Origin of the sequence: Pseudomonas sp. IAC-BECa141, assembly GCF_020544405.1 — a bacterium.
Taxonomy (GTDB): domain Bacteria; phylum Pseudomonadota; class Gammaproteobacteria; order Pseudomonadales; family Pseudomonadaceae; genus Aquipseudomonas.
This window is the reverse complement of the sequence record NZ_CP065410.1, coordinates 2295438-2308265: the sequence shown is the minus strand read 5'-3', so window position 1 is coordinate 2308265 and position 12828 is coordinate 2295438. Positions and strand designations below refer to the sequence as shown.

Here is a 12828-nt window from a genome sequence, read left to right as displayed (position 1 = left end):
CTGCATCACGGACAGCTATAGTTAACAGCCTTGGGGAAATCCGCTTCCACAGGTGCTGCCATGGGAATGTTCAGTCGATTGCTGCTGTCCGTTTGTCTACTCGCCGCCACCCAGGCTCAGGCGCTGGACAGCAACTTCAATTACTACGGTTCCGACCAGCCTTTCGCCCACCCCGCTCCGCCGTCGCTGTCCGCTCAGCCACCCCGGCCGTTCGATGACACGCCGCCGCAGGATTTCATCGTCATCCCGGATCGCCACGTGTTCCATGACTCGCAACTGCCCACAGTGGCCGATGCGACGGTGCGGGTGTTCATCCGCACCTACGATGCCGAGCGCGGCATTTACGTCAACGACGAAGTGCTGGACCCGACGTGCGTGCTCGAATGCCTGAGCCCGCCGAATCCACGCAGCAACGCCGTTTACCACTGACGCTTGTCCGGACGGGCCAGGCCGAGTTTTTCGATGCGGTAGCGCAGCATGTCGCGGCTCAGGCCCAACAGGCGCGCCGATTTGGTGACGTTCCAGTCGGTCTTGTCGAGCATCTTGCGCACCATGTCGCGTTCGACTTCCGGCAGGTTCATCGACTCGGTGTTGCTCGCCGGACGTGGTTCGAAATGCTGCACTTCGTGCTGATGCTGCGGTGGCAGGTCATCGCACAGACTCATGCAGACATTCAGTTGATGCGCGGCGATGGTGTCGTTCGGCGCCAGCAACACGGTCTGTTCGAGCATGTTGCGCAATTCGCGCACATTGCCCGGCCAGGTGTAACTGAGCAGCAGTTGCTCGGCCTGATCGCTGAAGTGCAGGTTCGGTTTGCCGTAGCGCTTGCCGTGGCTGGCGAGGAAGTGCCGGGCCAGTAGCAGGATGTCTTCGCCACGGGCATACAGACGCGGCACCTTGATCGAGATGATCCGCAAACGGAAAAACAGATCACGGCGAAACTTGCCCTGCTGGACCATCTGCTCAAGGTTGCAATTGGTGGCGCTGATCACCCGCAGGTTGACCTTGCGCTCCTTCACCGAGCCGACCCGGCGGATGGTCCGATCCTCGAGCAGTTTGAGCAGCTTGGCCTGCAACAGCAGGTCCATTTCGCCGATCTCGTCAAGGAACAAGGTGCCGCCGTCCGCCGCTTCCACCAGTCCGACCCGGCGATCCTTGGCGTCGGTGAATGCGCCTTTCTCGTGGCCGAACAGTTCTGATTCCACCAGGTTGGACGGAATCGACGCACAGTTGAATTCAACGAACGGGCCTTTGCTGCGCGGACCGTCGAAGTGCAGCGCGCGGGCCACCAGTTCCTTGCCGGTACCGGTCTCACCTTCCACCAGTACCGGCGGCAGGTCGGTGTTGGCCATGCGCCGCTCGGCGTCGAGCAACTGGCCGATGGTGTTTTTCAGGTACTGCATCGGCGACGACTCGCCGATCAGCGCCTGCACGCCGGATTTCTGCGCTTCGCGCTCCTGGTAGAACGACAGCGTGCGCTCCATCCGTTCGGTGGCCAGGGCCTTGTCCAGCAGCAGTTTGAGTTCCGGCAGCGCGACCGGTTTGGTGACGTAATGAAAGGCGCCCTCCTTCATGGCGACCACCGCGTCTTCGACGTTGCCGTAACCGGTCATCATGATCACTTTCAGTTCCGGCGCGCTGATGCGCAGCTTCTGGATCAGATCGTGACCGCTCATGCCCGGCAGCGAGTTGTCGGTCAGGACGATGTCCGGCATGAAGCTTTCCAGCTGCGTCAGCGCGTCCTCGGCCGAGTGGCAGACCGTCACCTCGAAGTCTTTGCGCTCCAGGTAGGTCTGAATATTCTCGGCCAGCAGTTCGTCATCCTCGACCAGCAGAATGCTGTGTTCCATATTCCCCTCCCGATGCCACTCTAAAGTTGAGACTGACGCGGGTTCCTTCCTGCTCCCGGCTGGTCAGCACGACCGAACCCTGAAACCGCTCCATGATTCTTTTGACCAGCGCCAGGCCGACCCCGAGGCCGCCCTGTTTGGTGGTGAAAAACGGTTTGAACACCAGTTGTTGCTGCTGCGCGCTCATGCCTCTGCCGGTGTCGCTCAGGGTCATGCGCACATGACCGGTGTGCGGTGTTTCAATCTCGACACTCAGTACGCCCCCCTTGGGCATCGCTTCCAGGGCGTTGGCAAACAGGCTATTGAGAATTTGCGTCAGCAGCACCTTTTGGCTGATGACCGGCGGGCAATTTTGTGGCGTGAATCGCACTTCGACGCCATTGCGCCGGATCAACGCGTCAAACGCCCCCAGGGTGTCCTCGACCGCCGCCAGCAGTTCCACCGCCTCGCCGTCGTCACTCATCGGACGCAACGACACCAACAGCTCGCGCACCCAGCGCGACATGCGGTCGACCTGGCTGATGATGTCGCCGATATTGCGCTGCGCACCGGGGCTGGCGACTTCCTGGGCCAGTTCGGCGCTGGAGCGAATGGTCGCCAGCGGATTGCGCAAACTGTGGGCCACCGCCGAGGACATCTCGCCCAGGGCGACAAAGGTTTCGTTACTGATCAGTTGCCGTTGCTGGCTCTGCAGCAGGGTCGAGGCGCGCCGCACGATCCAGAACAGCCCCAGGTAAATCACCGCGCCGCCGAGGAGGGTCGCGGCCCAGATCGAAGCGAACCCTCGATCGATGCGGTCCACCAGATCCGCCGGTTCCTTGTAGATTTCCACCATGGCGACCACTTTGCTTTTGTCGGCGTTGAACATCGGAATGTAGTTTTCGATGAACAGGTATTTCGGTTCCCGCGACAGCCGCTGCTCGGGTTTTTCATCGTCGATCTTGTGATAGCTGGAAGACACCGGGACTTTCATCTCGAACGACTCATCCAGTTCGTCGTCGTCTTCAAACTTGACGTTGATCAGCTCGGGGTTGGTCGACCAGATGACCGTGCGATCCAGGGCATACACCGTGGCCAGCAACACGTCGGGCAGGTGTTCGACATGATCGAGAAACTCCGCGCGGGCCGCGGCATGGGCCAATTGATCGACGTCGGGGTAATTCTGATCCTGGCGCGGGTCGAGCATTTCGCCCATGGTCCGTTGCGGCGTGATGTTGGCGTGGCGCATTTCCGCATCGCCGATGGCCTGCACGAACTGCGCGGTGAGCAGTGCATCGCGCTCCACGCTTTCGGTAACCACGAAGCGCGTGGAGATATAACCCAGCCCCAGCGCCACGGCCGCGATGATGAAAAAACTGGCCAGCGAGAACCAGCGCAGCAGGTTGAACTGTCTGCCCCAACTCTTGATGGCTGCCAACGCCACGTTCGGCGCTGCTGTTTTTTGTTCTTCCAGTCGCTGCATGGGAATGCCCTGGCGTTTTTGTGTCGAGCCCGTTACAGCCGCCTTCTCGAATGAGTGTAGGTGGCAATGACCGTGGCATACGGTTCAATGATGCTATTTAGCCGCTACTGCATACGACTCACCGCTTCGCTGGCAGAGCCCGGTTTTACTGGCGTCAACGCCCCGTCGGCCAAGGGCTGCACGGACGGATGCTGACGCTCGGTTTCGGCACTCAGAAAGTCGATGATCGACTGCGCCGAAGCCTCGTCCAGACGCAGATTCGGCATCGGGATGCGCTCGTATTGCTCGAACAGTTGCAGTGCGATCGGGTCTTTCTCCGCCAGCACGCGATCCGGTTCGCGGATCCAGCGATTGAGCCAGGCCGGGTCACGCTGGCGGGTCACGCCGATCAGGTCCGGGCCGATGTTGCGCATGCCGATGCCCTCGCCGTCCTGCGGGCCGAGGCTGTGACACGAAGCGCAACGGGTGCGGAACAGTTCTTCGCCATTGCTCGGCGGACGGATCTGCGGGGCGTCGGCATAGCTTTCTTCAGTGCTGGCCTGTTTCCAGTTCTGCAAGGTATTGGCGAGCTGATCGGCGAGGATCCACGGGTTCTCGAACGGCGAGGCTTTCATCCAGCGCCCGGTGCTCTGGTTACCGACAATCAGGCTCAGGTTGTGATCCTTGGTGCGACCGTTGTCGACGCCTTCGATGAACAGCCCGAGCTTCTTGCGCAGCTCGGTGACGTCTTCGAATTCACCCGTGAGGAATTTCCAGCCGGGGCCGACCTTGAAGCGTTGCGAATAGGCCTTGAGCACTTGGGGGGTGTCGCTCAGCGGATCGATGGTGATCGAGTAGAAGAAAATGTCTTTGCCGACCCGGTCCCCCAGCAGCTTCTGCACCTGGCGCAGGCGCGCGGTTTCCAGCGGGCAGGAGTCACTGCACGAGGTGAAGATGAAGTTGATCACCACCACTTTGTCTTTGATCAGGTCATCGAAAAAACGCACCTGCCGACCGTCCTGATCGGTCAGCAGGGTGTTGGGGAAATAGTCGCCACCCCACGGGGTGGCGGATTCACTGGCGCCGTCGGGCTGCGCCTGATGGGCGATGAGCACCTGACTGCCAAGCAGGCAGGTGACCAGCACCAGAATCAGGTGCATGCCCAGGGCGCGGGAGCGCGGCGTTGGCTGGGTCATGTCGGCTCCCTCCCTGCTCATGGTTTCACGGTCACTTGCGGGCCGAAGCCGTCGCCGGTGCGGAAGGTCGGCAGCGCGGCGGAGTTGACGTAGCGCACGCCATCCCAGCTCGGCAGCGGCGTCGGCATCAACTGCAGTTGCCCGGGTTTTTCCAGGTCCCAGCGCAGCAGCATCGAGTTGTCCTCATGCTGGGTGTTGTGACAGTGCTCCATGTAGGTCCCGGCAAACTCGCGGAAGTTGATCGCCATCTCGACGTTATCCAGCCCGTCGGCTTCCGAACCGATCCGGTAGACGTCCTTGCGGGCCCATTTTTCCCACTCAGGCGGAGCCTTGCCGCCACGGCTGAGGATGATGCCTTCCTCAAAGTGCACGTGCACCGGATGGCTCCAGCCCTTGCCGCCGGCCTTGATATTCCAGACCTCCAGGGTGCCGATACCGCTGACCCCGGCGTCGGTCGGGCCGCTGGCCAGTTTGGTCGAGGCATTCAACCGGCGCGGATCCATGTGAAAGCCGAAACCGCCATCGGTCTTGATCGTCCACGGCGCTTCGTCGGTGCCGTCGGCGCGACCGAAGATGAAGGTCCGGTGCAGCGCCCTGGCGAGTAGCGCCTTGTCGGCAGCGTTGTCGCGGTGGATCTTCAGCGGAATCATTACCATGCCTTCGGCCTTGCCCGGTTTGGCCGGCTCGTAGGCCGCCGGGTCCATGGCCAGGTCCTGACCGGTGTAGGCCTTGACGTTGAGTTGCAGGACCTTGCCCACCACCGGGTCACCCCTGTCCCACTGCGGCCCCTTGCTGGTCTGCTTGATCACCGGCAGGTATTTCTCCGAGAGCACGTCGGCCAGCGGGATCACTTCTTTCGGACCTTTGCCGTCGTCCTGGGCCTGCAGGTTGACGAAGAACAGCTTGTCACCCGGCTTGATGCCGTTTTTCGCGAAGTTGACGATGATGTCGAACCGCTCGGCGATGCCCTGGGTCGGCAGAATCGCATTGTGGTTCTGTTTGTCGCCGTCGGCATCAAGGTCCATCGAACCGTCGAACGGCACGCTGTGTTCCATGATGTTGCCGTCGTTGGCGATCATGTGGAACGGCACACGGCTGTACGACACACCGGCGTTTTTCGGCCCCGGGAATTCGCCGCCGTTGCCTTTGACTTCACGCACCAGCGCGAACTTGAAGTAACGCGATACCGAACCGTTGAGGATGCGGAAGCGATAACTGCGCGCCCGCACGTCGAGGGTCGGCTTCCATTGCCAGTTGACCAGCACCTGATCACCGATGAAGCCATCGGTGTTGAACGGGTTGAACCACAACTGACCTTGCTGATCCCAGGCCTTGTCGGCGAACACCAGGTTGACGTCGTAGTCGCGGTTGCCCCACGGCAACGCGCTGCCGCTGGGGAATCGCAGGTTGACGCCGTCGTTCACCGATTCATTGCCGCGATCCAGGGCGCTGTAGTAGTTCATCATCGCCGCGTTGCCCTTGTAGACGTTCTGCGCGGTGAAATCGAGCATGTGGTCGTGGAACCAGTGGGTGCTCATGGTTTCGCGCCAGTCGCCACGAATCTTGATGGTGCCGTGGTCGCAGGTCTTTTTCGCAGGCTGCACGTCGTTGACCCACAGGGTTTCCCCCGGCGCGCACGGGAATGCCGCGCGTGGGTCTTCAGCCTTGGTGTTGATGCTGTCGTAACCGGCGAGCTGGATCGGCCAGCGATAGTCGTAGTACTGGCCGGGAAAGAAGAACGCGTTGGCATAACCATCGCTTTCCGCCGGCGCGTGGCCGTTATGCTCGTGGGTGGTGATGGTGTGCAGACCGAAACCGCGGTTGGCGGAAGGGTCGATCGGCAAGCCGTTGTAATGACGCATCAGCACCGGTTGGCCGTAGCGCACCATCAACAGTTTCGGTGGCAGCGTGCCGTCAAAGGTCCACACCGAATTGTGGTCCTGCACCGGCATCGCCGGGTGGAAGCGCGCATCGACACCCTTGGCCGTGCCATCGGTCGCAGGCACACCCGCGACGTTATGGTACAGACCACCGGGGCCGAACTCGCCAACCGCATAACCGTGCATTTGCCGACTGTCACGCAGGCCGCCGTTCAGCCGCGCACCGGTCTGCACGGTCTTGTAGGCGACTTGCGGGTAGAACTCGTTCCAGCGCTGGTGGGCCCAGCCTTTTCCCGGTGGCCGGCCTTCGGCAGAAGAGCCGATATGACGGTTGAGGAACAGTTCGATCTGCGCCTGCCACGGGTTGCGGTCAACCACGTTGGCAAACTGGCTCGGGAATGGCGTGAGCCCCGGCTGACGCAAAAACGCGTCCAGCGCGGTGCCGGGAGGCGCACTGCGGGCGATGTTGTTCGGGTCCTGCGCCGGTGCCGGGCCGATGGCCGCTGGCGGGAAACTCAAGGGCGCTGCCGGTGTGGTGGGGTCGAGTTTTTCCGGGCCGAATTCTTCGAACAGCACCAGTTGCTGAGTGAACGGCTGGGCACCGTACAGCGGGCTCGGCTTGCCGTTGGTGGGGTAATTGAAACTGGTCTGGACGGCGGGCGGCAGGATGTTTTCCGTGCGCGTCGTGTTGCGCGTGCCTTTGACCCCGTCGGGCAGATCGAAGGAGTCTTCGTTGGCCTCGGGCATCGTCAGGATGGCGTTGAGTGCCGCCGGTTCATCGGCCGGCTCGTCGTAGTACGCCGACGGGTCGGACGCTTCCGGCTGGTTTTCGTCGTCGATCGGACTCGCTCGAACCCCGGACATATTGCCGAGGGTCAACATCAGAACGACGCTCAGTGGCGTCAACAGGAATAGCTTTTTGGGGTCACGCGTTGTTCTGTCCATCACCAACCGCCTCATCTAAGGAAGGGGTGATGATGTTTTGCAATTACCTCGCCAAAAAATCTTTTCCAGTTGTAACAGTGGCTTGCGCGCGCTGTTGCATTCCCCACTCCCCGGTGACCGGGGCCTGACACCCACTGCTGGGGGAAAGTTCACCCCAACTTACTGAATGAGCTGAAACGCCAGACGAACGGTGGTGCCTTCGCCTTCGCGGCTGTCCAGACTCACACCGCCGCCGAAGCGCTCCATGATCCGTTTGACCAGCACCAGCCCAACGCCAAGGCCGCCCTGTTTGGTGGTGAAGAACGGCCGGAACGCCATGCTGCGCTGTTCTTCGTTCATGCCTTTGCCGGTGTCGCTGAGCATGACGATCACGCCACGGCTGTCGCCCGGTTCGAGGGTGATAGTCAGCGTGCCGCCCTTGTCCATCGCTTCCAGCGCGTTCGCCAGCAGGCTGTTGAGGATCTGTGCGAGCTGCACCGGCTGACTCAGCACCATCGGCGTCTGCTGGGGATGAAACACCACGTGCACGCCGGCCTTGGCGATCTGCTGCTCGAACGCCATCAGGCTGTCGTGCAGCGCCGCCACCAGGTTCACCGGTTCCGGGTCGTCATTGAGCGGTCGCAACGATTGCAGCAGCTCGCGCACCCACTTCGACATGCGATCGACCTGGCCGATGATGTCCTTGATGTTTTTCTGCGCAGGTCCCGCATCGAACTCCAGCGCCAGCTCGGCACTGGAACGGATGGTCGCCAGCGGGTTGCGCAGGCTGTGAGCCACCGCCGAAGACATCTCACCCAGGGCGACAAAGGTTTCGTTGGCGATCAGTTGTTTTTGCTGGGCTGCCAGCAGGATTGCCGCCCGGCGCACGATCCAGTACAGCCCCAGATAAATCAGTCCGCCGCCCAGCGCGGTGGCCAGCCAGATCAGCGCCAACCCGCGCTCCATGCGGGCGATCAGGTCTTTGGGCTCTTTATAGATCTCGACCATCGCCGTGACGTTCTTGCCCTCGGCGTCGAACAGCGGGATGTAGTTTTCGATGAAGATGTATTCCGGCGGCACCACGAATTTCTGCTCTTCACGGGCCTTGTCTACATCGTGATAGCTGGCCGACACCGGAATCCTTTGATCGAACGCCCGGTCGAGGTCTTCGTCGGCATGAATGCGGGTGTTGACCAGTGCGGGATTGGTCGACCAGATCACGGTTCGATCCGGCGCATAAACGTTGGCAAGGATCACATCCGGCAAATGTTCGATGTGATCAAGAAATTCGCCCCGCGCGCTGGCCCTGGCTTGCGGGTTCACATCGGGAAAGTCGTTGTCCTGACGAGGGTCAAGCAGCTCCCCCATGGTGCGGATATTGGGGATCGAGACGTGGCGCACTTCGGCCGAGGCGATGGCCTGAATGAACTGCGCGGTCAGCAAGGCATCGCGCTGCACGCTTTCCTCGATCACGAACCGTGTCGACACCGCCCCCAGCGCTACGGCCACAGTGCCGATCACCGCCATGCTGATCAGTGAAAACCAGCGCAACAGGTTGAACGACTGTTTGGGCGAGCTCAGCCGCTGGCTGCCCTGCTCGACCGGTAGCGATGTTGACTGCATGTTCATGGCGGCGACTTCCCGATACGTCCCTATAGGGTTATAGCCCACGGTTGGGTGTTTGCCCGGATGCGGGTCCCCACAAGCCCCCGGATAACCAGCGCCCTCCCCACAATCCCCAATGCTGGGGAAAGTCGCCCTGTCCGGGCGGGCGTCCCTGTCCCCCACGGCAAGCCGCGAACCCTTGCGCCACGGGCCTTTGCCGCCAGCTGGCGCGTCGTTGGTATGGAAGTTGTAAAGCCCTCTGCAACTGACCCATCCCCAAGGGGCAGGTACTTTGATAGAGGGATTAACTCATGCACCCTTTACTGTCCAAAACCGCGACCGTCCTGGTCGTAAGCGCCTTGGCCCAGGGCATTGCCCAGGCCGCTCTGTTCGCCGTCGACCCGGGTCCCTACACACCGGCCAATGGCGGTTTCGCCAGCTGGTATCAGGACACCCACGGTCGCACCCTGGATCTGTGCCTGTCCAAAGCGCTCAGCTCCCGCGTGCCAAGCACACCGGGCGCCCCGTCGTACATGTGCTCGCTGTTGCCGACCCCCGGCGTGTTCGATGACACGCAACCGCTCGTATTCCCCACCAACTTCCCCGATGAAGCATTCTGGTTCACCGGCGATACTTCCATCGTCGATGCGGCACGCGGCATCGACCTGACTTACGTCAGCGCCGTCGAGGCCGCGTTCGGGGGCGGCGACCCTGCGGAAGGCGACCAGATCAGCTTCGCGCGGATCCGCATCCGGGTCGACGTGCCCACCGCCGGCACCTACGTCATCACCCACCCCTACGGCGTCGATGTGTTCACCGTCGACACCCCCGGTCGCCGCGCGATCAACATGACTCGCGACATCGGCATCGGCACCCCGCAAACCTACGACGGCGCGCTCAAGGGTGACATCGGTCCATTCCTGCGCAGCGTCAACGGGCCTTACACCGAGACCAACCCATTGACCGGTGCGGCCGAGCAGTTTGTCGGCGACCCGAACCTCAACGAAGCGGTGACCGGCAGCCCGTTCAACACCAACTACGTGCGGATCGAAGGCCCGGGGGGCATTGACCTGCGCACCACGACCTTCGCCGTGTCCGGCAAGTTGTCGACGGTGGTGCGGCCAACCCCGCTGATTGCGCAGCGCAGCACCTACTCGCGCAAACCCGGCGACAGTGCGCCGGTGGCCCAGCAGGACGTGTTTGTCCAGGCGCCGCCAGCGCCCGGTACCGCCGCCATCACCAGCAGCACACCCGTGGTGAACATGACAGAAGCCGACAGCACCGGCAGCTGGTACGCGCAATCGGCGGTCAACCCGGCCTTGCCGACCGTGCTGCAAGTGACCGCCGACAACCACCTGGCGATCGCCACCAGTTCACCGACCACCCTGCCCATGACCCTGACCGACCTGGTGGTGATCCAGCGCGCTGAGTACAGCCTCAGTTCCGGGCAATTGACTGTGGAGGCTTCGACCAGTGACGAAACTTCGCCACCGGTACTCACCGCGACCTCCGGCACCGGCGCCACCATCGGTGCGCTGGGCGGTGATGGCGCGGTGAAAACCCTGTCCACCGGGATCACACCGATTCCACCGGCCAGGGTTCGGGTGACGTCGTCCAACGGCGGCAGCGATACCGAAGAAGTGGTCATCGTGCAATGAACGCTCACATGCCCAGATCCGCATCAGGAGGCATCATGAACAAGTGGCCACGTTTCGCGCTCAACGCGCTCGGGCTGACAATCTCGCTGACCGGCAGTGCGTTCGCGCAACTGGCCGCCGTCGATCCCGGCCCCTACACCTTCGCCACCGGGAAATTCCCGATGTGGTACCAGGACAACAATCAACTGTCGATGGAGCTCTGCCAGTCCCGCGCCGCCAGTTCGCGGGTGCCGGTCAGCACCCCGCCGGCGTACATGTGCACCCTGCTGCCGGAACCGGGCGTGTTCGATGACACACTGCCGATGGTGTTTCCCGACAACTGGCCACCGGAAGCCTTCTGGTTCCTGGCGGAAACCAACATCCCGAACAACGGCGCCGGTTTCGGCGTGGATGCCTACGTGGCCGGTATCGAAGCGGCGTTCGCCTCGGGAAATCCGGTCGATGGCGATCAGCAAAGCTTCGCGCGGATCCGCATCCGGGTGAACGTCCCGGTGGCCGGCACCTACACCATCACCCACCCGTACGGTGTTGAAACCGTCAATGTCACCACGCCGGGCCGGCGGGCAATCAACATCACCAAGGACGTCGGTATCGGCGCCCCGGGCAACTTCAGCGGTGCGCTCAACGGGGCCATCGGCCCATTCCTGCGCAGCATCAACGGCCCGTACACCGAAGTGAACCCGGACACCGGCGGCATCGAAACCTTTGTCGGCGACCCGAACCTCACCGAAGCGGTGACCGGCAGCCCGTTCAACACCAACTTCCTGCGGATCGATGGTCCGTCGGGTGCCGGCTCGATTCAGACCAACCTGTTCACGGTCGCCGGCAAGGTCCTCGACAACCGGCAACAGACCCATGTCGCCGTCGACCGCGCCACTTATCGCCGTACTTCGGCCGGTGTGCGCGCCGAGGTGTTCGCCGAGGCCGACAGCAGCTCGACCCTGTGCTTCCGTGAAACGTTGGCGTTGCTGCCCGGCCCACCGCCGACGCCGTGCCAGACCAGCCTGCTGGGTGACAACAACGGGCTGTTCTTCGGCCAGCGTCTGGGCACCGGTACCCTGCCGTCGGTGGTGGTCGTGACCGCGACCAACCCGGCCGGCACGACCCGTCCGACCGCCGTTTCGGCCAAGCTCACCGACGTGGTGAAAATCCAGACCGCCCGCTACAGCTGGGCCAACCATAGCCTGTTGATCGAAGCCACCTCGACCGATGAAGTCGCGGTGCCGGACATGGTCGCGCAAGGTTACGGACGCCTTTCGAAATCCGGGACTTTGCAAAAAATCACCGTGGCCGACCTGACCCAGCCTCCGGCCACCGTCACGGTCAAGTCCGCCGCCGGCGGCAGCGACACCGAGCCAGTGGTGGTGGTCGGTACCGCACCGGACACCGGCGAGAACCAGGCACCGCTAGCCGTTGCAGACACCGGCAGCACCAGCTTCGGCGTGCCGATCACCCTCAGCCTGTTGACCAACGACAGCGACCCGGACAACAACGTGCCGCTGACCATTACCGCGCTGACGCAACCGGCCGCAGGCCAGGGCACCGTCGCGCTGAGCGGCACCACCTCGGTGGTCTACACCCCGCCAGCCGTGGTCAACACTCCGCTGACCACCACCTTCACCTACAAGGCCCAGGACAGCAAAGGCCTGGCCTCGGCCAACCCGGCGACCGTGACGATCTCCGTCGCGCCCAACCGGCCACCGACCGCCGTCGCCGACAGCGTTGCCACGCTGGGTGTCGCAATCCCGATCAACGTCCTGGCCAACGACACCGATCCGGAAGGCAACACACCGCTGGGCGTCGCCAGCCTGACCCAACCGCCGGCAGGACGCGGCACGGTCAGCACCGATGGTACGGTGATCACCTACACCCCACCGGCCACCGTGACCACGGCCTTCACCACGACCTTCACCTACATCGCCCGGGACAGCTTCGGCGCCCAGTCGACGCCGGCGACCGTCACGGTGCAAGTGTCGCCACGGCCAGCGGCGGAAACCTTCACGATCACCACCTCGACCGTGCAGGCCCGCTCCGGCGGACGCTTCAACTGGGACTTCGCGGGCACCTCATCGGTGACCACCGGCAACACCATCACCGTGCAGGTCACCACCCCGAGCGGATTGGTGACGCTGGGTACAACCACGGTACCGGTGACCGGACGCTGGCGGCTGACGCTGAACAACACGCTGGTCGTGCCGTCGGCCAACCCGACCGCCACTATCCGTTCGTCCCAGGGCACCGTTCGCACCGTATCGGTGACCACGCTCTGAGCCC

The 12828-nt window shown here is 62.8% G+C and carries 8 protein-coding genes; 3 read left to right on the top strand and 5 right to left on the bottom strand.

The window, feature by feature from the left end:
- Positions 1-60 precede the first annotated feature (60 nt).
- Positions 61-429: a hypothetical protein gene (locus tag I5961_RS10460; protein ID WP_085698607.1), complete on the top strand. Its 369-nt coding sequence runs from the start codon at positions 61-63 to the stop codon at positions 427-429.
- Here the strand turns inward: I5961_RS10460 and I5961_RS10455 are convergent.
- The 5 genes from I5961_RS10455 to I5961_RS10435 all read right to left on the bottom strand — a co-directional run bounded on the left by I5961_RS10455 (position 420) and on the right by I5961_RS10435 (position 8920).
- Positions 420-1850, bottom strand: coding sequence for a sigma-54-dependent transcriptional regulator (locus I5961_RS10455; RefSeq protein ID WP_085698606.1), 1431 nt, complete (start codon positions 1848-1850; stop codon positions 420-422). The genes I5961_RS10460 and I5961_RS10455 overlap by 10 nt on opposite strands.
- Complete coding sequence (locus I5961_RS10450) at positions 1819-3312, bottom strand: ATP-binding protein (protein ID WP_085704863.1); 1494 nt, start codon at positions 3310-3312, stop codon at positions 1819-1821. Before I5961_RS10450 ends, I5961_RS10455 begins: the two co-directional genes overlap by 32 nt.
- A 104-nt stretch (positions 3313-3416) precedes the next feature.
- Complete coding sequence (locus I5961_RS10445) at positions 3417-4487, bottom strand: SCO family protein (RefSeq protein ID WP_413541591.1); 1071 nt, start codon at positions 4485-4487, stop codon at positions 3417-3419.
- Positions 4488-4504: 17 nt separating this feature from the next.
- Positions 4505-7312 carry a multicopper oxidase domain-containing protein gene (locus tag I5961_RS10440; RefSeq protein WP_227235136.1) on the bottom strand — a complete coding sequence of 936 codons (2808 nt, stop codon included), beginning with the start codon at positions 7310-7312 and terminating at the stop codon, positions 4505-4507.
- Between the two features lie 159 nt (positions 7313-7471).
- A complete protein-coding gene (locus tag I5961_RS10435; RefSeq protein ID WP_085698602.1) occupies positions 7472-8920 on the bottom strand; it encodes a sensor histidine kinase in 1449 nt (482 codons plus the stop codon).
- A 287-nt stretch (positions 8921-9207) separates the two neighbouring features.
- Here I5961_RS10435 and I5961_RS10430 point away from each other — a divergent pair, with 287 nt between their 5' ends.
- Together I5961_RS10430 and I5961_RS10425 are read left to right on the top strand one after the other, a co-directional pair.
- The gene (locus I5961_RS10430) at positions 9208-10554 is read left to right on the top strand and encodes a hypothetical protein (protein ID WP_085698601.1); all 1347 of its coding nucleotides are present in this window, start codon (positions 9208-9210) and stop codon (positions 10552-10554) included.
- A 35-nt stretch (positions 10555-10589) separates the two neighbouring features.
- The gene (locus tag I5961_RS10425; protein ID WP_227235135.1) at positions 10590-12824 is read left to right on the top strand and encodes an Ig-like domain-containing protein; all 2235 of its coding nucleotides are present in this window, start codon (positions 10590-10592) and stop codon (positions 12822-12824) included.
- Positions 12825-12828 lie beyond the last annotated feature (4 nt).